The organism is Simiduia aestuariiviva, assembly GCF_014192475.1.
Taxonomy (GTDB): Bacteria; Pseudomonadota; Gammaproteobacteria; order Pseudomonadales; family Cellvibrionaceae; genus Simiduia; species Simiduia aestuariiviva.
On sequence record NZ_JACHXZ010000005.1, the window covers coordinates 71729 to 96494 of the forward strand.

The 24766-nt window shown below is 52.8% G+C and carries 24 protein-coding genes; 19 read left to right on the top strand and 5 right to left on the bottom strand.

Translation table 11 applies throughout. The annotated features are described in order from the left end of the window. Positions 1–29 precede the first annotated feature (29 nt). On the top strand, positions 30–1193 hold the full coding sequence (gene proB, locus FHS30_RS16350) for a glutamate 5-kinase (protein WP_183911605.1): 1164 nt from the start codon (positions 30–32) through the stop codon (positions 1191–1193). Between the two features lie 94 nt (positions 1194–1287). On the opposite strand, the gene rpsT is transcribed toward proB, so the two are convergent. Further along, on the bottom strand, positions 1288–1554 hold the full coding sequence (gene rpsT / locus FHS30_RS16355; RefSeq protein WP_183911606.1) for a 30S ribosomal protein S20: 267 nt from the start codon (positions 1552–1554) through the stop codon (positions 1288–1290). Between the two features lie 147 nt (positions 1555–1701). Here rpsT and FHS30_RS16360 point away from each other — a divergent pair, with 147 nt between their 5' ends. The 16 genes from FHS30_RS16360 to FHS30_RS17335 all read left to right on the top strand — a co-directional run bounded on the left by FHS30_RS16360 (position 1702) and on the right by FHS30_RS17335 (position 18103). Continuing rightward, positions 1702–2928: a cyclic di-GMP phosphodiesterase gene (locus FHS30_RS16360; protein WP_183911607.1), complete on the top strand. Its 1227-nt coding sequence runs from the start codon at positions 1702–1704 to the stop codon at positions 2926–2928. Between the two features lie 155 nt (positions 2929–3083). Then, on the top strand, positions 3084–4595 hold the full coding sequence (gene murJ / locus FHS30_RS16365; RefSeq protein ID WP_183911631.1) for a murein biosynthesis integral membrane protein MurJ: 1512 nt from the start codon (positions 3084–3086) through the stop codon (positions 4593–4595). 10 nt (positions 4596–4605) lie between these two features. Continuing rightward, positions 4606–4908, top strand: coding sequence for a DUF3144 domain-containing protein (locus FHS30_RS16370; RefSeq protein ID WP_183911608.1), 303 nt, complete (start codon positions 4606–4608; stop codon positions 4906–4908). Continuing rightward, complete coding sequence (locus FHS30_RS16375; RefSeq protein ID WP_183911609.1) at positions 4901–5218, top strand: DUF3301 domain-containing protein; 318 nt, start codon at positions 4901–4903, stop codon at positions 5216–5218. Before FHS30_RS16370 ends, FHS30_RS16375 begins: the two co-directional genes overlap by 8 nt. Before the next feature lie 60 nt (positions 5219–5278). Then, positions 5279–5905, top strand: a complete 627-nt coding sequence (bamJ, locus tag FHS30_RS16380; protein WP_183911610.1) for a BamJ family beta-barrel-assembly machinery protein — start codon at positions 5279–5281, stop codon at positions 5903–5905. A gap of 73 nt (positions 5906–5978) precedes the next feature. Then, complete coding sequence (ribF, locus tag FHS30_RS16385; protein WP_183911612.1) at positions 5979–6929, top strand: bifunctional riboflavin kinase/FAD synthetase; 951 nt, start codon at positions 5979–5981, stop codon at positions 6927–6929. A gap of 34 nt (positions 6930–6963) precedes the next feature. Beyond that, positions 6964–9768 (top strand): isoleucine--tRNA ligase, encoded by a 2805-nt coding sequence (gene ileS, locus FHS30_RS16390; protein ID WP_183911615.1) that lies wholly within the window; start codon positions 6964–6966, stop codon positions 9766–9768. Further along, complete coding sequence (lspA, locus tag FHS30_RS16395; protein WP_183911617.1) at positions 9761–10273, top strand: signal peptidase II; 513 nt, start codon at positions 9761–9763, stop codon at positions 10271–10273. The genes ileS and lspA overlap by 8 nt, the downstream gene beginning before the upstream one ends. Beyond that, a complete protein-coding gene (gene fkpB / locus FHS30_RS16400) occupies positions 10266–10703 on the top strand; it encodes an FKBP-type peptidyl-prolyl cis-trans isomerase (protein WP_183911618.1) in 438 nt (145 codons plus the stop codon). Before lspA ends, fkpB begins: the two co-directional genes overlap by 8 nt. Then, positions 10703–11644, top strand: coding sequence for a 4-hydroxy-3-methylbut-2-enyl diphosphate reductase (gene ispH / locus FHS30_RS16405; protein WP_183911619.1), 942 nt, complete (start codon positions 10703–10705; stop codon positions 11642–11644). The genes fkpB and ispH overlap by 1 nt, the downstream gene beginning before the upstream one ends. A gap of 162 nt (positions 11645–11806) precedes the next feature. Beyond that, on the top strand, positions 11807–12280 hold the full coding sequence (locus FHS30_RS16410; RefSeq protein WP_183911632.1) for a GspH/FimT family pseudopilin: 474 nt from the start codon (positions 11807–11809) through the stop codon (positions 12278–12280). A gap of 15 nt (positions 12281–12295) precedes the next feature. Then, positions 12296–12760 (top strand): type IV pilus modification protein PilV, encoded by a 465-nt coding sequence (pilV, locus tag FHS30_RS16415; protein WP_183911620.1) that lies wholly within the window; start codon positions 12296–12298, stop codon positions 12758–12760. Positions 12761–12772: 12 nt separating this feature from the next. Then, on the top strand, positions 12773–13810 hold the full coding sequence (locus tag FHS30_RS16420) for a PilW family protein (protein WP_183911621.1): 1038 nt from the start codon (positions 12773–12775) through the stop codon (positions 13808–13810). Between the two features lie 11 nt (positions 13811–13821). Continuing rightward, positions 13822–14349: a pilus assembly PilX family protein gene (locus FHS30_RS16425; protein ID WP_183911622.1), complete on the top strand. Its 528-nt coding sequence runs from the start codon at positions 13822–13824 to the stop codon at positions 14347–14349. Positions 14350–14373: 24 nt separating this feature from the next. Beyond that, entirely contained in the window at positions 14374–17610 is a 3237-nt protein-coding gene (locus tag FHS30_RS16430) for a pilus assembly protein (RefSeq protein ID WP_183911623.1), read from the top strand. Further along, positions 17603–18103, top strand: a complete 501-nt coding sequence (locus FHS30_RS17335; RefSeq protein ID WP_343049257.1) for a type IV pilin protein — start codon at positions 17603–17605, stop codon at positions 18101–18103. Before FHS30_RS16430 ends, FHS30_RS17335 begins: the two co-directional genes overlap by 8 nt. Here the strand turns inward: FHS30_RS17335 and FHS30_RS16440 are convergent. From FHS30_RS16440 to FHS30_RS16450, 3 genes are all read right to left on the bottom strand, one after another. After that, positions 18100–18654 carry a GspH/FimT family protein gene (locus FHS30_RS16440; protein ID WP_183911624.1) on the bottom strand — a complete coding sequence of 185 codons (555 nt, stop codon included), beginning with the start codon at positions 18652–18654 and terminating at the stop codon, positions 18100–18102. The genes FHS30_RS17335 and FHS30_RS16440 overlap by 4 nt on opposite strands. A 101-nt stretch (positions 18655–18755) precedes the next feature. Beyond that, positions 18756–20093, bottom strand: coding sequence for a sigma-54-dependent transcriptional regulator (locus FHS30_RS16445; protein WP_183911625.1), 1338 nt, complete (start codon positions 20091–20093; stop codon positions 18756–18758). Continuing rightward, the gene (locus tag FHS30_RS16450; protein ID WP_183911626.1) at positions 20093–21709 is read right to left on the bottom strand and encodes a sensor histidine kinase; all 1617 of its coding nucleotides are present in this window, start codon (positions 21707–21709) and stop codon (positions 20093–20095) included. Before FHS30_RS16450 ends, FHS30_RS16445 begins: the two co-directional genes overlap by 1 nt. A gap of 109 nt (positions 21710–21818) precedes the next feature. Between FHS30_RS16450 and FHS30_RS16455 the strand changes: the two genes are divergently transcribed. Both FHS30_RS16455 and pssA read left to right on the top strand, forming a co-directional pair. Beyond that, positions 21819–23450: an NAD+ synthase gene (locus FHS30_RS16455; RefSeq protein ID WP_183911627.1), complete on the top strand. Its 1632-nt coding sequence runs from the start codon at positions 21819–21821 to the stop codon at positions 23448–23450. A 48-nt stretch (positions 23451–23498) separates the two neighbouring features. Beyond that, complete coding sequence (gene pssA / locus FHS30_RS16460) at positions 23499–24359, top strand: CDP-diacylglycerol--serine O-phosphatidyltransferase (RefSeq protein WP_183911628.1); 861 nt, start codon at positions 23499–23501, stop codon at positions 24357–24359. Between the two features lie 154 nt (positions 24360–24513). Here the strand turns inward: pssA and FHS30_RS17000 are convergent. After that, positions 24514–24766 (bottom strand): hypothetical protein (locus FHS30_RS17000; RefSeq protein WP_221197360.1); only part of this gene is annotated, 253 nt, incomplete at its 5' end.

The following is a 24766-nucleotide window of genomic DNA, read 5'->3' on the forward strand; positions in this document are numbered from 1 at the left end:
GACCGACCTGAGTAGGGAGCAGGTCAACTATGGAGAAAAGCGGTAAACGCAAAGAGTTAATCAATAAGCAGCGCTGGGTTGTCAAAATTGGCAGCTCACTGCTGACCAACAATGGGCAGGGTTTGGATAAGCCCGCCATTGCTGGCTGGGTAAAACAAATGGCGCGCCTGCGGGAGCAGGGCATTGAGCTGGTGTTGGTATCTTCGGGTGCCGTGGCCGCCGGCATGCGCCGCCTGGGGTGGAAATCTCGCCCCCATGCAATGCACGAGTTGCAGGCCGCCGCTGCCGTCGGGCAGATGGCGCTGGTGCACAACTACGAAAAAGAATTTCTAAAATACGATCTACAGACTGCGCAGATTTTATTGGTGCACGATGATCTCGCCTCGCGCGAGCGCTATTTGAATGCGCGCTCGACCATTAAAACGCTCATCGAGTTGGGCGTTGTGCCAATCGTCAACGAAAACGACACCGTGGTAACCGATGAAATCCGCTTCGGCGACAACGACACCTTGGGCGCGCTGGTGGCCAACATCGTAGAGGCCGATGTACTGATTCTGCTAACTGATCAAGACGGCATGTACACCGATGATCCGCGCAGCAACCCCAATGCCAAATTGTTGGACCGCGTACCCGCCAGTGACGAGCGGCTCGACGAAATGGCCGGAGATGGTGGCGCGCTAGGTCGTGGCGGTATGGTTACTAAGGTGCGCGCAGCGCGTTTGGCGGCCCTGTCGGGCACCCATACGGTCATTGTCGGCGGTCGTCTGCCCAACGTGATCGATCGCCTGGCAGATGGCGAGCCGCTCGGCACGCTTTTGTTGTCGGATGAGGAGCCGCAAACGGCTCGCAAAAATTGGCTGTCGGGCCATTTGCAGACGTGCGGCGAGATCATTCTGGACGATGGCGCGGTGGAGAGCCTGCGTGAACAGGGGTCTAGCCTGTTGTCTGTGGGTGTCACCGATGTCTTTGGCAGCTTTAATCGCGGTGATATGGTGTTGTGTTTGGACCGCGAGGGCAATGAAGTGGCGCGTGGGTTGGTTAACTACTGCGCTTTGGATGCGCGTCGTATTGCCGGGCAATCCAGTGAGTGTATCGAGGACATTTTGGGTTACATGGATGAGGTGGAGCTCATACACCGGGACAATTTAGTGTTGAGCTTAATGCCCACGAATGTGGTTGAAATGGAGCTCTAGGGTCTTGGGCGGTGCTCGCTAGCAGGCGGGCGCCGTTTTACAGACATAAAAAAACCGGCTATTGCCGGTTTTTTTATGTCACCACAAGGGCAAATTAAGCAGCTAGGGCTTTGATTTGCGCATTCAGGCGGCTCTTGTGACGAGCGGCCTTGTTCTTGTGAATGATGCCTTTGTCCGCAACGCGGTCGAGGACAGGCACAGCGGCAGCAAATGCTGCTTTAGCTGCTTCTTGGTCGCCAGCTTTGATCGCTGAAACCACTTTTTTCAAATATGTGCGCGTCATGGAGCGCAGGCTGGCGTTGTGCTTACGAGCCTTCTCGTTCTGACGAGCACGTTTTTTAGCTTGGGGTGAATTAGCCACCGTATTGCTCCTGTGAATAACTTGGTACAAATCAAGGACGCGACATTATGCGTATTTATTGGCTGATGTCAACACTTCCCCGCTTTGGCATTCCGGGGGCGGGCGGCTAGGCTTAATGGGTGATTCACTGGCAGGATTTGTGGCGCAATGGCCCAAAAGCAACTTAAAAAGATCCCCAAGCACATGTTGGTCGTGGGTATGTTTATTGAAGAGTTCTGCGGCTCTTGGATGGAACACCCCTTCTGGCGTGGCCGTTTTCTGCTTGAAAATGAAGCCGACCGCAAGCGGGTCTTAGAGAGCAGTATTACTGAGCTGTGGATCGACGCCTCGCGTGGGGCAGATATTAGCGAGGCACAGGCGCAGGCGTGCCCGCCAGTGGCTGCGCCCGATGTGGCGGCACTGGCGCAAGCGCCCACCAAAAAGGTAGAGCTGCGCGTCTCTATGGCGCAGGAGCTGGTGCGAGCCCGAAAAATCTGTGACAGGTCCCAAGAGGCGGTGGCGCAGATGTTCTCCGAGGCCCGCATGGGCAATGCCGTCAATGCCGAGCAGTGCCGAGCCATGGTGGAGGAGATCTCTTCATCGGTCAGTCGCAACCCCGGGGCATTGATTAGTTTGGCGCGCTTAAAGAGTGCCGACGAGTACACCTATCTGCATTCCGTCGCTGTGTGCGCCTTGATGATCGCGTTGGCCCGGGAGTTGGGTTTATCTGAGGCGCAGGTACAGCAGGCGGGGTTGGCGGGATTGCTGCACGATATGGGCAAGGCGCAGATTCCGGCGGCGGTGTTAAACAAGCCGGGGCGACTCACCGATGAGGAGTTTGCCGTGGTCAAGGCGCACCCGCAAAAGGGCTATGACATGCTGCTGGAGGCGGGTTCTGCCAGCGCAGAAGTGATGGATGCGTGTTTGCACCACCACGAAAAGGTAGATGGCAGTGGTTACCCCAAAGGCCTGAAGGGAGATGAGATAACCCTGCTCACCAAAATGACGGCAATCTGTGATGTCTATGATGCCATTACGTCTAATAGGCCCTATAAGCACGGCTGGGACCCCGCCGAGTCGGTGCGCAAAATGGCGGAGTGGAGTGGTCACTTCGATGAGCGAGTATTTCAGGCCTTTGTTAAGAGTATCGGCATTTACCCCACGGGATCGCTGGTGCGGTTGAAGTCGAATCGCCTCGCAGTTGTGGTTGAGCAGGCTGAGCGATCGCTGCTGAAGCCAAAAGTGAAGGTGTTTTATAGCATGGCCAACAAGGCGCGCATTCCCCCGCAGTTAGTGGATCTGGCGGCTCCCAATTGCACCGAGGCCATCGATGGGCGCGAATCGCCAGAGCGGTGGCAGTTTAAAGATCTGGATGAGTTGTGGCAGCCCGCCTAATGGCGGCCTGAGCGCTTTTGCCGAGCAGTCGAAATGGGTACACTGCCGGTCTTTCTCTTGCCGGTCAGACGCCTGTGAACCCGCCATCCCCTGAAGCCTCACCTCCCGTTAAAGCGCCCGCCGGCCTGTTGCGCTCCAGTGGCATTGTTTCGGTGATGACATTTCTGTCGCGCATTTTAGGCTTGGCGCGCGATATGGTGTTTGCGCGTTTTATCGGTGCTGAGGCGGGTGCAGACGCCTTTTTCGTGGCGTTTAAAATCCCCAATTTTTTGCGCCGCTTGTTTGCTGAGGGCGCCTTTGCGCAGGCCTTTGTGCCGGTCTTGTCCGAGTATCGCACTCAGGGCAATCACGCGGCCGTGCAGGCCTTAGTCAATGCGGTGGCGGGTTGCTTGGGCTCCGCATTATTTGTGATTACCCTGCTGGCCTGCTTGGGCGCACCCTGGGTGGCGTGGCTGTTTGCCCCCGGCTTTGCGGCAGATCCCGTCAAGTTCGCCTTGGTGAGCGACATGATTCGCATCACCTTTCCTTATTTATTGCTGATCTCTTTGACCGGTTTGGCGGGCGCCATTCTCAACAGCTACGACCGCTTTGCCATACCCGCAGTGACACCGGTGTTTTTAAATATCTCTTTGATCTTTGCCGCCGTGGTGGCATCGGAGTGGTTTGAGGTGCCGGTACTGGCGCTGGCGTGGGGCGTATTCGCGGCCGGTTGTATTCAGCTGCTGTTTCAGTTGCCATTCTTGGCGCGCATTCATTTATTGCCCGTGCCGCAGGCGGATTTTGCGCACCCCGGCGTCAAGCGCGTAATGACTTTAATGGTGCCGGCGCTGTTTGGTGTGTCGGTGTCGCAAATCAATCTGTTGCTCGACACGGTGTTGGCGTCTTTTCTACCCACCGGTTCGGTGTCGTGGCTCTATTATTCGGATCGGCTCGCAGAGTTGCCGCTGGGGGTGTTTGGCGTGGCGATTGCGACGGTCATTTTACCAAGCTTGTCGCGCCAGCATGCGGGTGCCGACGCACAGACCTTTAACCGCACATTGAATTGGTCGCTGCGCATGATTTTGCTCATTGCGCTGCCGGCAACCCTTGCGTTGTTGATATTGGCCAAGCCGATTTTAAGTACCTTGTTTTTGTACGGCAAAACCACGGCTACCGATATCGCCATGTCGACCTACAGCCTGCAAGCTTACGCCCTGGGGTTGACGGCGTTTATGTTGATCAAGGTACTGGCGCCGGGGTTTTATGCGCGCCAAGATATGAAAACGCCGGTGCGCATAGGCGTGGTGGCGATGGTGGCAAATATGGTGCTCAATTTGGCATTTGTATTGCCGCTTCATTTTTACTGGCAGCTGGGGCATGTGGGCTTGGCGTTGGCCACGGCGGCTTCGGCGCTACTCAACGCGGGCCTGCTGTACGCCGGCTTGCGCCAACGTCAGGTGTTGTTGCCCGATGGCCAGTGGCGAACCTTTGCTGGGCGTCTGCTCGTGGGCAACGGGGCATTATTGGTGTGGCTGCTGGCAATTATGCAGTGGGCGCCGGCATGGTCAGTGGTGCCTTGGTGGTTGCGGACCGTCTGGTTGGCGGCCATTTGTGGCGTGGGTCTGCTGGTGTATGTTTTGTGTCTATTGGCTGCGGGTGTGCGCTTGCGGCATTTAAGGAATCAATGAGGAAAACGCAATGGCGGATAACGAAGAGGCCTTTTGGGCGCTAGTGGAATCCTTTATCGAGCAGGCAAACCAAGCCGCTGATAGCGTCTCCCCGACGCAGGTGGGCGGGGCCTTGCTGTGTGCTGCGAGCCGGTTTAACGCCTATGCGTTGGCGGCTAGCTCTCTGGATCGGGCCTCGTTCAAAGAGGATAGTGAGCAGTCACTTCACGATTACACCGCACAGTTCAAGCAGTTGTTGGCGGAAGATCTGGCCGACTACGGCGAGCACTACAAGGTGTTGATCGGCAATACGGACCCCGCTGACGATGCTTGAGCTGACCGACCTGTTGTTGCTGTTTGTGGTGTGCTGGTTCGGCTGGTACACCTTGCAGGTGGCGCGCATCAAAGAAGTGACCGTTCAGGCGGTGCGGCGGCGCTGTGAGTCGGAGGACTTGCAGTTGCTGGATGGCACCATCGCCCTGTATCGATTGACCTTGGCTCGAGACCCCTCCGGCTGGGTGCGCGTACGGCGCATTTACGGCTTTGAATTTACCGCCACCGGCGGTGACCGCAATTCCGGCTTAGTGAGCGTGCTGGGTAAGCGGCTAGAGGCGATCGAGATGGCACCCCATCGCATCCACTAGGGTGCCCACAGGGCCGGTCGGCTCTGGTACACTGTCGCCCTTTTGACAGGTGAAAGTGTAATGTCCGATTCAGGTAAGTTTGAAAGCGTTGAAAAGCGGGTCAGTTACGGCATTGGCCGCCAAATGGCCGAGCAGTTGATGTCCAATCCCTTCGATGGGCTGTCTGCAGACGCGGTGGCTGAAGGCCTGACCGACATGATGGCGGGACGTGACTCCCAGGTGTCTGAAGAAAATCTACACCAGGCCTTTAAGGTTATCAGCGAGCGCATGCAAGCTAAGCAGGCTGAAGAAGCCAAGGCTGCGGCGGGCGAGGGCGAGGCATTTTTGGCAGACAATGCCAAGCGTGACGGCGTGGTGACTTTGGCCTCTGGTCTTCAGTACGAAGTGATCAACGAGGGTTCGGGCGACAAGCCAAGCGCCAGTTCCACCGTGCGCACCCACTACCACGGCACCTTGATCAACGGCAGTGTATTCGACAGCTCCTACGATCGCGGCGAGCCAGCGGAATTCCCGGTGAATGGCGTGATTGCCGGTTGGACCGAGGCCTTGCAGATGATGCCCGTGGGCTCCAAGTGGCGCCTGTATGTACCCCATCAGCTGGCCTACGGTGAGCGCGGCGCCGGTGCTGCAATCGCACCCTTTTCAACCTTGGTGTTCGATGTCGAATTGCTCGATATCGTGAGTTAATCCGCGTCCGGCGGCAGGTGCCTTGGTGTGAGCGCCTAGGTTATACTGCCGTCTCGTTTTTTGGGCCATTATCGTGCTGCAACAATCCTTTGTTCATGGGCTACATAACGTGCGCGCACCGCACCGCGGTGGCGTCCTGACGATTGGCTCCTTTGATGGTGTGCATTTGGGGCACCAGCAGATGTTGTCGGCGCTCATTGCTCGGGCTCGTGCGATGGGGGTGCCTGCGGTAGCGATGACCTTTGAGCCGCAGCCCTATGAGTACTTTTCCGGCGAGCGAGCGCCCGCGCGACTCATGCGTCTGCGCGACAAGGTGCAGGCGTTGTTTGACGTGGGTGTTGATGTGGTGGTGTGTCTGCCCTTTAACGCCAAGCTGCGCCATTTAACGGCGGAGCAGTTTGTCCAGCAGGTATTGGTCGAGGGGTTGTCGATTCGCCATTTGGTAGTGGGCGATGATTTTAGGTTTGGCTGTGATCGCGCTGGCGATTTTGCCTATTTGACGCAGGCTGGCAAAGACGCTGGATTTGGCGTGAGCAATACGCCCACCTTTTGCGTTGAACAGGTGCGCGTCAGCAGTACGCGCATTCGAGAAGTGCTAGAGGCGGGTGATTTTGCGAAGGCCGCTCAATTGTTGGGGCGGCCCTATCAGATTGCGGGTCGCGTCGTGCGCGGCAAGCAATTGGGGCGTACCCTTGGCGTGCCCACGGCCAACGTGCATTTGCACCGCTACCGTTCACCGCTTGCCGGTGTATTTGCAGTGTGTTGCGTGGTTGATGGTGAGCAGTTTAACGGTGTTGCCAATGTTGGCGTGCGACCTACGGTAGAGTTGGATGCGAAGCCGATCTTAGAGGTGCACCTATTTGACTTTGCGCGCGATATCTATGGCCGCAATGTGCGCGTTAGTTTTTGTAAAAAACTGCGCGATGAGAAAAAATTTGAATCGGTAGAGCAGTTAAAAACTCAAATATATGCCGATATAGGCGCCGGCAAGGCGTATTTTACTGCTCAAGATGTTACTCACTGAACTTACATTTAATCTTTGAATTTTTGGCCAAGACATGACCGACTATAAGCCGACCTTGAATTTACCCGCCACGCCCTTTGCGATGAAGGCCAACTTGGCCAATCGCGAACCGCAAACGTTAAAAAAGTGGACTGAGGGTAAACTCTACGAAACCATTCGCACGGCGCGCGCGGGTGCCGAAAAGTTTATTTTGCACGATGGCCCTCCCTATGCAAATGGCGATATTCACATTGGCCATTCGGTTAACAAAATTCTGAAAGATATCATCATCAAAGCAAAAACGTTGAGTGGCTTTGATGCCCCCTATGTACCCGGCTGGGACTGCCACGGCTTGCCAATCGAACACAATGTCGAAAAGAAAGTGGGTAAAGCCGGCGCGAAAGTTGACGTCAAAACCTTTCGTCAGAAATGCCGTGAGTACGCCGCTAAGCAGGTGGAAGGCCAGAAGGCGGATTTTATTCGCCTGGGTGTTTTAGGTGATTGGGATAATCCCTATCTCACTATGGATTATAAATTTGAAGCGGACATCATTCGCGCACTGGGGCGCATCGCTGAAAATGGCCACTTGGTTCGTGGGTTTAAGCCCGTGTATTGGAGTGTGGTGGGCGGCTCTGCCCTGGCTGAGGCTGAGGTTGAGTACCAAGATAAAACCTCAAATTCCATTTATGTTCGCTATCCTGTGGCGGATGCCGACGATCTTGCGCAGCGCTTGGGCAGTTTGCCCGGCAGCGGCGATGTGTCTGTGGTTATCTGGACCACTACGCCGTGGACCTTGCCCGCCAGTCAGGCGGTGAGCGTTAATGCAGAATTAGATTATGTATTAGTGCAGGCGGGCCCAGAGCGGGTACTTGTGGCCGAAGCCTTGTACGAAACGGTGTTGGCGCAGGTGGAGCTTGAGAGCGGTGAGGTGTTGGCGCGCTTGAAAGGAAGTGCGTTGGCAGGTTTGCAGTTGCAGCACCCTTTTTATGACAAATTACTCCCCGTCATTTTAGGCGATCACGTGACGGTCGATGCCGGTACGGGCTGTGTGCACACCGCGCCCGACCATGGCATGGAAGATTTTGTGGTTGGCAAGGCCAATGGCATCGGCACGCTCAATTACATCGATGACAACGGCAATTATCGACCGCAGGTAGAATTCTTTGCCGGTGATCACGTGTACAAAGTGGATGACAAAGTTATCGACATGCTGCGCGAGCGCGCAGCACTCTGGTCGCACAGCAAAATTACGCACTCCTACCCCCATTGCTGGCGCACTAAGACGCCGTTGATCTTCCGCGCAACCCCTCAATGGTTCGTGAGTATGAATCAAAAGGGCTTGCTAAAAAATGTGCGCAGCGCCGTAGAAATCGTTCAGTGGATTCCCGACTGGGGGCGCGCGCGCATCGATGGCATGTTGGATTCCTCGCCCGACTGGTGTATCTCTCGGCAGCGCACGTGGGGCGTGCCCATCGCCTTGTTTGTGCACAAAGATACCCAAGAGTTGCATCCCAATACCGTTGAGTTGGTAGAAAAAGTTGCCGAGCGTGTGGAGCTGGCGGGTATGGATGCGTGGTTCGATCTAGATCCTGCCGAGCTGTTGGGTGATGAGGCCGCGGATTACACGAAAGTGATCGATACGCTCGACGTGTGGTTCGACTCCGGTGTAACCCACTATGCGGTACTGAATCGTCGCACTGCGCTGCAGTACCCTGCCGACCTTTACTTGGAGGGCTCTGATCAGCACCGCGGCTGGTTTCAATCCTCGTTAAAGACCGCCATGGCCATCAACAATGAAGCGCCTTATAAGGCCGTTTTAACCCACGGTTTTACCGTGGATGAAAATGGCCGCAAGATGTCAAAATCCATTGGCAACGTCATTCCGCCGCAAAAAGTCATGAACGACTTGGGCGCAGATGTGTTGCGCCTGTGGGTTGCCGCGACGGATTTCAGTGCTGAAATGAGCGTCAGTGACGAAATTCTGCGGCGCACCGCAGACTCGTACCGACGCATCCGCAATACTGCGCGATTTATGTTGTCAAATCTCTCTGGATTTGAACCCGCAGATCATCAAGTGCCGGTGGACGAATTGTTGGCGTTGGATCGCTGGGCCGTCGATCGCGCCGCTGAATTGCAGGCGGATATTTTAAAAGCCTACGACAGCTATCAGTTCCATCAAATCTACCAAAAGTTGCACAACTTCTGCGTGGTGGATATGGGCGGCTTCTATCTGGATATTATTAAAGACCGGCAGTACACCACGCAGGCAGACAGTTTGCCACGGCGCTCGGCACAAACTGCGTTGCATCACATTGTTGAAGCATTTGCGCGCTGGATTGCGCCCATTTTGAGTTTTACCGCCGATGAAATGTGGGAGTTTATTCCGGGCGACCACAGTGAGCCCGTGTTTGTGGCTGAGTGGTATGAATTTCCGCAGGCCACAAAAGCGAATCTGGTCAGCAAAGAAGAGTGGGCAAAGATTGCAGCAGTTAAAACGGCTGTAAACAAAGTGCTGGAGGCTCGCCGTGCGGCGGGTGAATTAGGCGCATCCTTGTCCGCCGAAGTCTCGCTCTACGTGAATGACGAGCTGCGCGGCGCCCTTGATAAGCTGCAAGATGAATTGCGTTTTGTGTTGATTACTTCTCAGGCGTCACTGCAGTCCCTCGCTGAAGCGCCTGCGGAAGCGGACGCCACTGACGTGTCGGGGTTAAAAGTGCTGGCGATAAAATCACAGCAGCCAAAGTGTGGACGGTGTTGGCATTTTCGCGTCGATGTGGGTAGCCATGCGGAGCATCCAGAGTTGTGTGGGCGCTGCGTCGAAAATGTCACTGCAAAAGGCGAAGTACGTCACTATGCCTAAGATCGTACTGCATAAAGGTCATTGGTTGAGTGCGTTGCTCGTACTTGTGTCGGTGGTGCTGGATCAATACACCAAGGCCATTGCAAGCGGTGCGCTCAGTTACGGTCAGCCGGTATATGTTTTGTCGTTTTTAGATTGGACCTTGCTACACAATCCCGGTGCCGCCTTTAGCTTTTTAAGCGATCAAGGTGGCTGGCAGCGCTGGTTCTTCACGGCCGTTGCAGCGCTGGTAAGTGTTGTGTTGGTGGTGTGGATTGCACGGCTTACTAAAGACAAATTGTGGGAATCTAGCGCGCTGGCCTTGGTGCTTGGCGGTGCGGTGGGCAACTTGATTGATCGTGTGCAATTGGGCTATGTAGTGGATTTTATTTCAATGCACTATGAACAATATTATTGGCCCGCGTTTAATATTGCCGACAGCGTAATTTGTATTGGTGTGGCGATGCTCATTGTCGATATGTTTCGAAGCAAGCCAAATGAGCCGCAGGAAAAAAATCATGAGTAAACTAGTGACCGAAGGCGCCAAGCTCGCTATTCATTTCGCCTTGAAGTTGCGCGATGGCAGTGTGGTTGATTCCAACTTTGAAGGAGAGCCCGCTGAATTTTGTCTGGGTGACGGTAATTTATTGCCCGGCTTTGAGCGCTGCCTATTGGGTATGGCGCAGGGGCAGCGCGAGACGTTTGTGGTCTCCCCTGAGCAGGGTTTTGGTCAGGCCAACCCCAATAATATTCAGGTGATGCCCCGCTCTACCTTTGCGCCCGATATGAATCTCGCTGAGGGCTTGGTAGTGTCTTTCGCCGATGCGCAAAAAGCTGAGCTGCCGGGGGTTATTAAGGCATTTAACGACACTGAGGTGACCGTAGATTTCAATCACCCGCTGGCAGGGCAGGAAATATTGTTCGACGTAGAAGTGGTCCGCCTGGAGGTGGCGTAATGACAGCCCCCCAGATTAAATTGGCCAACCCGCGCGGCTTTTGCGCCGGTGTTGATCGCGCCATCGATATCGTCAACCGTGCCCTTGAAGTCTACGGCGCGCCCATCTATGTGCGTCATGAAGTGGTCCACAACAAATACGTGGTGGATGATTTGCGGGAGCGGGGCGCGATCTTTGTGGATGAACTCGAGGAAGTGCCGGATGACACCATCGTCATTTTTAGCGCGCACGGGGTGTCCCAGGCGGTGCGCAAAGAGGCCAGCGGGCGTGAGCTTAAGGTGTTTGATGCGACCTGTCCGCTGGTGACCAAGGTGCATATCGAGGTTACTCGCTATTCTCGGGCTGGTAAGGAGTGCATCTTGATTGGTCACCAGGGTCATCCCGAGGTGGAAGGCACAATGGGCCAGTACGATACCCGCAATGGCGGCAAGATCTATCTGGTGGAAGATGAGCAGGATGTGGCGGCTCTAACCGTTGAAGACTCGTCAAATCTGGCCTACGTGACGCAAACCACCCTATCGATGGATGATACGGCGCTCGTGATTGACGCCTTGCGGGCAAAGTACCCCCTCATCCAAGGGCCGCGCAAGGACGACATCTGCTACGCCACCACCAACCGGCAGGATGCAGTGAAGCAACTGGCGCTCGAGTGTGATTTAGTGCTGGTGGTCGGCTCGGTCAACAGCTCCAATTCAAACCGGCTGCGGGAATTGGCCGAGCGTTGTGGTGCCAGCGCCTATCTTATTGATTCTGAAGCAGATATTGAACCTAGCTGGCTTGAAGGTCGGCGCGCCATTGGCGTCACAGCCGGTGCTTCCGCACCCGAGGTGTTGGTGAAATCGGTTATCGCACACCTTGAGCGCTTGGGTGCAGAGGCACCCGCAGAAATGGCCGGCGCCGTCGAGACCATCAGCTTTTCACTCCCGAAAGAACTCCGCTAATACCGCCAACGCATGTGACACCTGTCACAAAAGCCCGCTAACTACGCGGGCTTGCCGCAATTGAACCACGTGAACAGCCCGCTTGTCCCCTTGCGGGTGACACGCCCAGCCCCAGCCGCTAATTTTAACGCTACCCACTGTCTAACCCCTATTGAGAACAGTATGTCGCGTGGCTTTACAATCATAGAACTGCTCATCGTGGTCTTTATCGCCAGCGTTTTGTTGGTGATTGGCATACCGAGCTTCCAAACCATGTTGAAAAACAATCGCCTCACGGTGGCCGCCAATGAGTTGGCCGGTGCGCTGTCCTATGCGCGCATGGAAGCGGTGCGCCGCGGTAATACCGTTATATTCGGCCAGCGCAACGGCGCCGACTGGACCGGTGGCATGGTGGTTTGGCAGGACGCTGACGGCGACAACACGCTGGATGCCGGTGAAGAGTTGCGGTTGTGGGAGCCGCTTGCGGGTGGTGGCACCATGACCACCGCGCAGAACAGGTTAACCTTTCGGTCCAACGGGACGGTTGATACGGCAACAACCATCACACTCTGTGATGACCGCACGGCAGAGACCGGACGCGAGTTGGCCCTGTTAATTTCGGGTACATTTTCAATCACCAAAAAAGCGTGTAGTTGAGGCAAGACGATGCAAATGCAAAAGCAACGCGGTGTAACGCTTATTGAGATTCTAGTGACTGTAGCCATCATGGCCGTAGGCCTGCTTGGACTGGGCGCAATGCAGTTGATCGGTTTAAAAAATATCAACAATTCACAATACCGTACGCAAGCAAGCTTGCTGGCCTACGATATGGCCGAGCGCATGCGCTCCAATCCAGTGGCCGTAAAAGCCGGCGCCTACGACGCAGTCTCTGCCAGTGTTAGCAAACCGTCCTGCACCATTTGTAGCACCAGCGATATGGCCCAGCTCGATGTTTACGAATGGCACGCTATGATCGCTGAAGACATTGAGAAAGGCGGTCTACCCGCCAGCGCCAAAGGCGAAGTGGCTAAAAATGGAAATCAGTGGGATGTCACGATTAGCTGGGATGAGCAGACGCGTGATAGCTCTGGTGGCTCTGTTAAAAAATTAGACTTAACCCTCAGCGTGCGTCTGTAGATGGAGCGGTATATGACTTTTAAACAAATAGCGACATCACATGCACGGCAGGCCGGATTCTCACTGATCGAGATCATGATCGCCTTAGGTTTAAGTGCAACATTGTTGTTCGGCGTACTGCAAATTTTCGATGCCAATAAACAATCGGGCAATTTACAGCAGGCCTATGCCGAGGTGCAGGAAAGCGGTCGAATCGCCACGGAATTTATTGCGCGCGATATTCGCATGGCCGACTACTGGGGCTGCGCGCCCGATAGTGATTCAATTTACGATCATTTGGATGCGAGCGACCCAGATTACGCTGCAATGGCAGGTGATTTGGTGGGTAAAGATGCCATTGAAGGTGAAGACGATATTCCTGCCGCCCCGGTAAAGCAGATCAATAGTATTACCGTCAAGCCCGCGACAGACACCATCACCTTGCGTGGATCTTTGCCAATGTCTGGGGTGAAAATTGTGGATCCCTACATGGTAGAGGTTTCTGCCACGATTCATCTCAGTATTGCACCTGGTGTGTCTGTCCCCAAGGGCGCTATTTTAATGGTGTCTGATTGTACCGGTGCCGATCGATTCTCGAATACCGCCAATAACGCCCTTAATTTAGCGACGGCCACTACCTTAAAGAAGGTAAATCTTGGACATAACACGGGCAGCATAGGTGCGGGTATGGTTGATAATGCGATCAAAAAAATGTCGCACACTTATACCGCGGGGGCACAAATTTCTACCCCCTTTGAACGCACATATTTCGTCGGGCAAAATCCCTCAGCTAGCTGGTCCCTGTATCGCGTGGACAAAGGTGTGGCGAGCGAAATTGTACGCAATGTTGACGACTTGCAGTTTTCTTACGGTGAAGACACCAATAATGACGGTTCAGTGGACGTCTATCGCGACGCTGATGTCGTCGCAGATATGGACAATGTGCTGGCCATAAAATTGTCAGTAGCCACGGTAAGTGAAGGCAATATTACGAACGCCAGCGCGGGCACTTTTGCGCCGTTAGAGCGTACTTACTCGCTAACCATTAATATTCGCAACCGAACGCTTTAAGGAGGCATGGTATGAAACAACAACGTGGTGCTGTGCTTGCGATCAGTTTAATTATTTTATTGGTGCTTACTATTTTAGTGTTGTCTAGTAATCAGCAGGTCGTCCTTCAAGAAAAGATGACCGCGTCTGTGCGCGATGCACACCTTTCGCGTGAAGCAGCAGAATTTGCACTGGTAGATGCCTCGGCAAAAATAGAGGCATTGACCGGTACTTCAGGTTTTAGCGATGACGGTACTGGCGGCTACTACAAAAAAGACAAGGGCCCGGTTGACTTGTTTGCTAGCGGTAATTGGGTTAGCGGCAAGACCATGAGCGGTTCTATGACTGTCAATGGGCAGACGCTCGACTACAGCTATTACATTGAGGAGCTGGGCATTATCCCTGTGCCTGACGACGAGCTGGGTGGGGTGAACATGATGGGATACGGTCAAACCAGCGGTGGCGGCGATGTAACGGCTTTTAAAGTAGTTGCTCGCGCACTGGGCATGAGTGGCACAGCTGAACGGCTGGTGGTGTCTTATTACGGCAAGCGATTGTAATGCGTTCGCGCAGAGGTGTATGAAATGTCAAAATTTAAGTTAGCAACATTTTGTGGCGTGACTGCCTATGCGTGGGCCTGTGCAGCGGCTGCTGCTCCAGTCGCTTTATCAGAAGTGCCATTGGCGGTGTCAGGATCTGCGAAGCCGAATATCATGTTTTTAATCGATAATTCGGGTTCTATGGCGGCTATTGTTGAGGGTTCTGGGGCCTATGACTCCGCTGTTACCTATGGCAGTTGTTCTGGGACTTTTAAAGTCGCCAGTTTTGACTATGCAGGTAAAGATGGATCGAACCGAGTGTACCTCCGAAGTGGAGGCACTTGGTATCGGTGGGCGGATGATGCAACCGATAACAGTGGCGGTGGTGGACGTTGCTTTGGCGCAACGGATACCTATGTTGGCTATCTTGATGGTGGGTTTGGCAGTTATTCTGGGAACTATCTAAATTGGTATTTTTCCAATGCCGATCAGTCTGGTGGGGATAATTTTGGTGCTAGCCAAAGAAAACCTGGCACATTGAATCGTATTGAAGTGGCTCGAGCCTCCATTAAAAGCGTCATTGGTACATCCAGTACTAATGGCCTGACGAAAATGAATGTGGGCCTCGCCGGTTTTGTGGGTACTGAGACTAACTCTACCAATAAAGCCGATATTAAAAAGCAATTGGTCGATGTTGACGCAAATCGCGCCGCATTGCTCACGGCGGTGGATACCTTTAATGCCGATCAGTGGACGCCCTTGGGCACAGCGCTGGCAACATTGGGTCGCTATTTTGTAGAGGGTAGTGATCAGCCAATAGTTTTGAAATCGGAATACATCGATAAAACCGAAGATAGTCACGATGTTTTTAGTCGCGAACCTCAATATTCAGATGGCAGCGCGCCAAGTACTTCCCCGATACAATATTCTTGTCAAAAGAACTTCATCATCACAATGACCGATGGTGCCCCTACTAATGATTCAGGTTATAGCGATGATCTTGGCAAGTGGAGTGATAACACTTTAAGCCACACCGAAGATGCCAGTTTGGCGGATACAGATTCTGGTGACTTTGACGATATTGCCGAGGCCTTGTATGAAACGGATTTGCGCCCCGATCTGGAAGGTGTGAATAATATCTCCAGTTATACCATCGGTTTTGCCATTGATCTTCCGTTGTTAAAGCGCGCGGCCGACAATGCCGGTGGAGAATATTTCATCGCAAATGATGCTACTGCGCTGGTGGATTCGCTCAATAACATTGCGACAAGTGTAAAGGCGCAAGTGGGCTCTGTGGCATCGGTTGCATTTAACTCGAGCCAGTTGAGTTCAGACAGCGCCGTATATCAAGCAAAATATAATACCGCGCGATGGAGCGGTAGTCTTATTGCATTGCCACTTAGTGATACCGGTAGTATCCAGCCGGAGGCGTGGGATGCTGCAACCGAAATGGACAGTCAGGCGCCATCTTCGAGAAATATTATTACCAAAGCTGCCGATGGTGTGGTCTTTGATTGGGCCAATTTATCGGATGCCCAAAAAGACGACCTAGGTTACAACGGCAGCGGCACTCGGGATGACGCACTGGGCCAGCGGGTGCTGAATTATTTGCGCGGAGATCGAACGAACGAAGGAAGTGGTGCGGGCAAGCTTCGAGCTCGTAGCAGTGTCTTGGGCGACATCGTCAATTCAACCCCAGTGTTTGTTGGTAAGCCTGAATTGTTCTGGCCCGATTACCTGGAAAATTCAAAATTTGGTTCAAGCACAAACAGCTACAGTGATTTTAAAGCGGGCTCGGCGAAAAATCGTCAAGAAGTTATCTACTTCGGCGCCAACGACGGCATGTTGCACGGCGTTGATGCCTCTATTTCCGGTGCCACTGCTGGTCAGGAAGTGATGGCTTATATACCTACGCCATTGTTCGATGATAGTGGTGCTAAGAAAGGCCTGCATTATTTGGCAGATCAAAATTACGCGCATAAATTCTATGTGGATTTAACGCCCTCAGTAGCCGATGTGTTTGTTAAAACCTCGCCTACGGCGGCACGTGATTGGTCCACCGTATTAATTGGTGGCCTGCGTGCAGGAGGGCGGGGCTTATTTGCGCTGGATATCACCGACCCTACCCGTTATAGCAACATGAACCTCTATGCTGATGATGTTGTGATGTGGGAATTCACCGCCGACGATGATGCTGACTTAGGGTATACCTACAGTCAGCCTTCCATTGCAATGATGCAGAATGGAAAGTGGGCGGTCATCGTAGGTAATGGCTATAACTCGACCGGTGACGGTAGAGCAAAATTATTCATTATTTATATCGAAGAAGGTGTAGACGGTACCTGGTCGGCAACTGATTACAAAAAAATCGATACCGAAGTGGGTGATTTGACAACGCCCAATGGCCTCTCTACCCCGCGCTTAGTCGATTTGGATGGCGACAAGGTTGTGGATCGGATCTACGCTGGGGATTTGCGTGGCAACATGTGGGCCTTCGATGTTGATGGCAGTAATGCGGGCAATTGGGATGTGGCCTATTCACAGGGTGCTACGCCTAAACCACTCTTTACCGCCAAAGATGCTAGCGGAAAAGCGCAGCCAATCACCTCTGCGCCAATTTTGGGGTTAAATAGAAACGTAACTACGACGAATTCTAACTCTCCGAATCTACTGGTCATGTTTGGCACGGGTAAATTCCTGGAGGCATCGGATGCGTCAAATACTTCTGATGTTATGACCTACTACTCTGTATGGGATAAGGGCAGCAAAGAGCGGCTACGCAGCCATTTAGTTTCTCGCAAGGTAGTATCTAGCGCTGGACTGCGTACCGTTGAAGGTGCCGACATTGATTGGACAAGCGATTTTGGTTGGTACATGGATATGGTGAATCGACCTACGGCTGCATCTAGTGGTGTAACTGAAGGTGAACGTGTCGTGTCTGATTCGTTGCTGCGTCGCACAACCTTATTTTTCAATACCATCATTCCAGACGATACCCCCTGTAAAGCTGGTGGTAGTGGGTGGCTAATGTCATTGCAGTACGACACCGGTTTGAAATCTACAGAAGCATTATTCGACGCCAATAATGATGGAACCATTGATTCGGCCGACCTGGATTATGTGGGTAGTCAATTCCTCAATGGTCTACCTGCCAAGTCGGGAATTTTGGGTGATGTTCAATTTACTCCGGGCAGTGATGGCAGCATTACCAGCCGAAAAGTTAATGTTGGCGCAGGAACTAAAGAAGGCCGACTATCTTGGGAAGAGGTTTATCGTGATTAAAACAGAAAGAGTTCAACAGGGTTTTACACTGATTGAAATTATGATTGTGGTGGCGATTGTGGCAATTCTGGCCTCAATTGCTATTCCCTCCTATCAAAACAGTGTGACTAAGGCGCGGCGCGCTGATGCCCAAGCTGCCTTGCAGGGGTTGGCGCAAGCCATGGAACGTCACTACACGTCCACGGGTTCCTATGCGAAAGCGGCCGCTGCGGCTGCCGATACCGGGGCGCCCGCTATTTTTTCGACAAAATCGCCAATCGATGGTTCCGCCACCTATTACAACCTAAAGATTCACGCTGCCAACGGTTCTGCGTATACCCTGGCTGCAGAGCCCATAGGTGCGCAGGCTGGCAATGGAGTCCTCGTGCTGACCTCTACGGGGCGTAAAGGCTGGGATCGCAATAACTCGGCCAGTGGCCTCGCAACGGGCTTAGGCGCCTCGCCTGATGAGGTTGAGACGTCCGAGTGGTGTTGGAAAGAAGTCTGTAGTTAACACTCCACATCATCACCGTTTGCGCGTTCGGGGATGCGATTTTTGTTTACGTCCATGCCCGGCCGCGCGCGACCTTGACGGTTGATGATGAGTACCTTGGCCAGCGTGGCATCTTTATTGGTGGGGCAATAGATAAAGGTGCCGTTTTGGCTTTTAGTGAAGCCTATTGGGGTAAAGGTTAAGTAGGTGTTCGCACCAAAGGATGACCATTTGACCGTGCCAGACGCCATCAGCTCAATGGTCCGCAGTACCGACTCTTCTTCATCTAATGTGCCATTTTGGTTTTCATCGTGAAACACGGTTAGACCGGCGCTCCAATCTTTCCCGCAAGTTTCAAGTGGCGCTTTTGGGCAGAGAGTAATGTGCTTTGTGCCTAATATAGCGCTGGATCGAGCAAAATTGACTGCGCTGTTAATTGTGTTAATGGTTAACGTTGATTGATTTCGGGAGAGGATGTTGCCGAATCCAGGGATCACTAAAAAGGTTAATATGCTGATGATAGACAGACTGATCAGTAAATTAATCAGCGTCAGTCCCTGGCTGTGCTTCATGAGGCCGTCCTTGGCTAGTAGGTTGTTTTTATGATGCTATTTCAAATGGCATTGCTAGGAAAGGTGGCGGCGGCCTATTTGTTAAAATACCTACCTTAGTGCTATTCCAGTCCCAATTTTTTAAGCCTATAGCGCAACGACCTAAAGCTAATGCCTAGTACTTTTGCGGCTTCCGTCCGATTCCATTTGGTTTTTTCCAGTGCGTTGACTATAAAATCTTTTTCGATTTCTTCTAAGTGCTCGTCGAGCGGTTGACCGTGCAACGTCTCGTGCTGGTGCGTTTGTTTAGTGTTTGAGTGTTGTGGCGACTGCAGTTGAAGGTCATTTACTTGAATGGTGTTGCTATCGCACAGTGTATAGGCGCGTTCAAGGATATTTTCTAATTCCCTAACGTTGCCAGGAAAACTATAGTTAATCAGCGCTTGCATGGCCTGCGAAGAGAGGCTGGCATTCGGGGTGCTATACTCGCTGGCCAAGCGCTCAAGAATGGCGTCGGCGAGCGAAGGGATGTCTTCTTGGCGATCTCTCAATGCCGGCGCTGAGAGTTCGATAACATTGATGCGGTAGTAAAGATCTTGTCGAAAATTGCCGCGTTTGATTTCTTCTTGCAGGTTTTTGTGTGTGGCGCTCAGAATTCGGACGTTGATGGGCAATTCTTGTTGTGTGCCAATCGGTCTAACAGCTTTTTCTTGGATCGCTCGCAATAGTTTAACTTGCATGTCCATTGGCAGGTCAGCGACTTCATCTAGAAATAAGGTGCCGTTTTCCGCCGCTTGAAATAATCCAGCTTTGTCAATATTGGCGCCGGTAAAGCTGCCCTTTTTATGGCCAAAAAACTCGCTTTCCATCAATTCTCTTGGGATTGCGCCACAGTTTACCGCAATAAACGGTGCGTCCGCGCGAGGCCCTTGTTGGTGGATTGATCGTGCAATCAATTCTTTTCCTGACCCCGATTCGCCAGAAATTAACACAGGCGCTTGGCTGCGTGAAAGTTTTAGGATCTGTTGCTTAAGCAGTTTCATCGCCGCGGTTTTACCCACGAGCAAGGTGTCTTCAGGCAGATTCTCGGTGGCGGATACTTTAATGGCGGTGGAAACCAACGTGCGTAATCGCTCAATATCGATGGGCTTGGATAGGAAATCAAATGCCCCGGCCTTCATGGATTCGATGGCGGTGTCGACGTTGCCGTGCGCAGTAATCACGGCAACCGGTGTGTTGGGGTATTGGCACTGAATAAGCTTGACCAGTTCAATGCCGTTCCCATCGGGTAGCCGCATGTCGGTTAGGCAGATGTCGTAGTGTTGGCCCGCTTGTAAAAGTGTTTTTGCATCGGCAACCGTTTCTGCCGCGTCGCACTGCACGCCCATGCGCGATAAGGTGATGTTGAGTAACTCAAGAATGTCTGGTTCGTCGTCGACGATAAGCGCTTGGCTGCCCATTAACTTAACACTCGTTGTTCGTGGGTGAGGCAAATGCGAAAGCAGCTTTTGCCCGAATCGGTTGGCTTGTATTCTAGGCTTGCTTCGTTGGCATCGCAAAGCTCTTTCGAGAGGTAGAGCCCAAGCCCTGTGCCTTTAGGGTTATCGGTATTAAAGGGTTCAAATAATTGTCCCGCCAATTCGCTGGGAACGCCGGGCCCCTCGTCTATTATTTCGATAAATGGTAGGCCAAAGCGTTCGTCTGTGCCCGTGCGGATGAGGATTTGGGCAATGCCTGTCTGTTGGGCGCTATAGCGTAGTCCGTTATCACAAATATTTGTGATGACTTGATGGAGTTGAGAGGTATCCATGGTGCCCTTTAGTTGAGGTTCCATGTGTTCTACCGATATTTTTGCGCTGGCATGCGGCCCACTCTTTAGCTCTTCGATATAGCCATCAACCCATTGTGGGATCTCAAAGGTTTGCGCTTTAACCTGCTGACGCCGGGAAAGTTGCAGTACATTTTCAATGATGTTGTTCACGCGCTCTGAGTGCCGAGCAATAATTTCGGTTAGCTTTTTGTCCTCCGGGTCCAGCTGCGGTGCTTCTGCGAGCAGCTGGCCCGCATGGCTAATGGCGCCCAGTGGATTGCGGACTTCGTGGGCAATGCTGGCAGTGAGGCGCCCCAGTGAGGCTAACTTTAATTGTTGGGCTTGTTGAATTAACTGGCGGTTGTCTTCTAGAAAAATTAACGTGTCGCTTTGTTGGTCGATTTTCAACGCGGCGAAACTTACGCGAATCTCTTTGCTGGACCCTTCGGGTTTGTATATTTGTTGGCGACTCGCGCCATGTGTTTCCCATCGGTCAAGCATGGCTGCGATGTCATTTGGTAGTGCGGCTAATGGCTGGCTGGCCGGACGGCTGAGCAATCGGTAGGCGGCGTTGTTTACGAGGAGCAAGCTGCGATCTCGATTGACGGCAATGATGCCGGTATTCATGCGCTCCACAACTTGTTGTGCGAGCGACTGTAAATGTTGCGCGTAGGCAGCTTGAGATCGGGCCTCCGCTTGGCTGCTTTGCAATCGCTTCGTGATGTACCGAAACAGCAGCGCTGTGATGAACAGCAGAAAGCCCAGTGCGCCAGCGGCAAAGAGGCTGTTGTCACTGCCTTTTGAGTGAATAGCCTCCAGTACACCCGAGCTGATTGACGCTAGACTGGCGAAGGACGCGAGTAGTAGAGAAAGTTGTTGATTCAGAAAGATGCCGCTGTAGGCTACGGTGATAATGAGCAGGTAGCCAAGCCCAGAGGCATTTCCACCACTGCTGTAAGCCAAAAGCGTGATAGCGATGACTTCGATACACAGCTGTGCAAGGAGTTGATTTTGTGTTGGTGAGAAATTTTTGCGCCACAGTGATAGCAAAGTCCATATGCTGATGGCCGTATAAACAATGCAGGTATAGGAAAATATTTCCGGTGAATTATTGCCAAGCAGCTTGGGGGTTAGGCCGCCATGAAAAATAAAAAGTAATAAGCTGCCGAGCAGGGCGCGGTAGTAGCTGTAAACGCGTAGTAGCGACAAGGTGCTTTGGTGGCCTAACAGCTCATCCTGTGTCGATTTTTGTACTGTAGCAGTCATAGGAGCCTCATTTATAGGCGACTACTATATCGCAGACTTTCTGCGCGGGGTATTTTGCTTTCAGGGCGCGTTTCATCGACAATGGCGCCCCCTAAATTTGGTGGTGGTTATGCAATCTACATCTATCAAGCTAGCGCTGGCGCAAATTAATCCAATGGTGGGGGATATTGACGCCAATACCGCGACAGTCATCAGTACCGCGCGCGAGGCGGAGCAATCCCAAGCCGCTGATCTCATCATTTTTCCGGAATTGGTGCTTACAGGCTACCCTCCAGAAGACCTGTTGATGCGCCCCAGTTTGGAGTGGCGCATCAATCGAGCGCTGGACGCCCTGTGTCAGGCTAATTTGTCGGTGGCGCTTTTGATTGGTTATCCCCGCGTTGTCGCTGGGCGCGTTTTCAATATGGCGGGACTTATTCGCGATGGTAGCTTGGTCGCGGAATATGCAAAGCAGTGTCTGCCTAATTACCAAGTGTTTGATGAGAAACGGTATTTTCTGCCGGGCAATCAGGCGTGCATAGTGGATATCGCTGGCGTCAAGACTGCTTTGACAGTGTGTGAAGATATCTGGCAGCCCGAGCCAATGTTGCAAGCCAAAGCTGCGGGTGCCCAGTTGATGTTGAACATCAATGCCTCACCCTATCATCGCGGTAAAACCCAGGAGCGCAGGCAATTGTTAACAGAGCGGGCGCTGCAGGGGAGTATGCCCATTGTCTACGTGAATCAGGTGGGCGGTCAGGATGAGCTGGTTTTCGATGGGCACTCTATGGCGGTTAATGCCGATGGCAGTTTGGCCATGCAGGCACCGGCATTTGAGGAGGGTGTGTACTTCACCACCTTGACCCTTGGCTCCACGCCTCAATTTGTGAAGGGCGAAAATGCGCCCGATCTGCCCAGCTTGGCCAGCATTTATCGTGCGCTGGTGCTTGGTGTGCGGGATTACGTCAATAAAAATGGCTTTAAGGGCGTTGTACTGGGGTTGTCGGGTGGTATAGATTCTGCGCTTACCCTCGCTATTGCCGTCGACGCGCTCGGACCTGAGCGGGTAGATGCGGTCATGATGCCTTTCACTTACACCTCCGACATGAGTCAAACGGATGCCGCTGATCAGGCGAGCCGCATGGGGGTTCGTTATCGCTCCATTGGAATTGAGCCCATATATAAGGCATTCACTGATGGGCTCGCTGCAGAATTTCAAGGATTGCCATTGGATACTACCGAGGAAAATCTGCAGGCTCGGTGTCGGGGCGTCCTGCTGATGGCTCTGTCAAATAAGAAGGGGTTGTTGGTGTTGACCACTGGTAACAAGAGTGAGCTGGCGGTGGGCTATTCGACCTTATATGGGGATATGGCGGGCGGTTTTGACGTATTAAAAGATGTGCCAAAAACAGTGGTGTTTGAGCTGGCTAGGTTTCGAAACACCGAGTCGGAAGTGATCCCTGTGAGCGTGATTGATCGCCCTCCATCGGCCGAGTTGCGTCCCGATCAAAAAGATGAAGATAGCTTGCCGCCCTATGATGTTTTGGATGCAATACTCGAGCGTTATGTCGAGCAAGACTGTAGCGCGGAACAAATTGTGGCAGAGGGGTTTGATGCGGAACAGGTGCGTCAGGTCTTGCGCCTGGTTGATTTAAATGAGTACAAGCGTCGTCAGGCGCCTATCGGTCCAAGGCTGACCAAGCGAGGCTTTGGTCGTGATCGACGCTATCCGATAACAAATGGTTGGCGCATAGGCGACTAAGGGTGCCGAATGATAGACTCTACAGCGGATACATTTTTGGATTGAATTATGACTAACAAGACGTCTAAGTCCTCAGGGCAGAAAGGTGAGTGTGCAGACACTACCCCCGTTGAGCCCCTCACTACTACGCTCGTGGATGAGCACGTAGAAGTGGTGGAAGAAAACGGGGAAAAAGTGCGCCACAAGGGTATCTACCTGTTGCCAAACTTGTTTACCACAGGCGCACTTTTTTCTGGATTCTATGCCGTGATTGCGGGTATGAATCAAAGCTTCGAGGCCGCGGCTATAGCGATATTTGTAGCAATGTTGCTCGATGGTCTGGACGGGCGAGTGGCCCGCCTGACAAACACTAGCAGCGCATTTGGCGAACAGTATGACAGCTTGTCTGACATGGTTTCGTTTGGCGTAGCACCTGCATTGGTTATGTTTAGTTGGGCACTGCAAGATCTGGGTAAGCTCGGATGGGCCGCAGCTTTCACCTATTGCGCTGGTGGCGCACTCCGGTTGGCGCGGTTCAATACGCAGATTGGTGTGGTTGATAAGCGTTATTTTGTCGGCTTGGCATCTCCTGCTGCAGCGGCGTTGGTAGCTGGGACGGTCTGGGCTGGCGCAGATTTAAAGCCCGAAGGGATGTTGTTGGTTGTGTGTGCGTTGGTTACCGCCTTTGCAGGTGTGTTAATGGTTTCCAATGTTCGCTACACCAGCTTTAAAGAGGTTGATTTTAAAGGCCGCGTTCCATTTGTTGTGATGTTGGTCGTTGTGTTGGGGTTTGCTGTAGTCACCATCGATCCCCCGCGCATATTGTTGGCTATCTTTGCTGGTTATGCGGCGTCGGGTCCGGTGATGGTGTTGTGGCGTAAGTATCGAGCGTTGCGCGCAAAACCTACGACTGAAAATTCGACAGATTGACTGGTAATGCGCCGTCCTTTGGCTATAGTTTCCTGACGGCGTTTTTTGGTTGACTTCCTTAAGCCCCTCCGCAATAATGCGCGCCCTGTTGACGAATGGCAGCTTGCTGCTCTATATAAATCAACAGGTTGCGAGCGAAAGTTAAGGTGAAAAATTAATTTTCTAAAAGAGCTTGCATGGCGCGCAAACTTCCGTAGAATGCGCGCCTCTCCAACGGGAACACAGTGTGTTTGAGACGGCGGAGAGGGGGTTTGAGGTTCAGGTTGTTGGCATCGCTAAGTGCCTGATTTCCAAAGTCCCGTCGGTTGATTACTGATTTGAACGAAGTTTGAAGAAAGTGATTGACAGGCAAAGCGAGATGCGTAAAATGCGCATCCCACGGTTGAGGCCCAGAGCGCCTAGCCGAG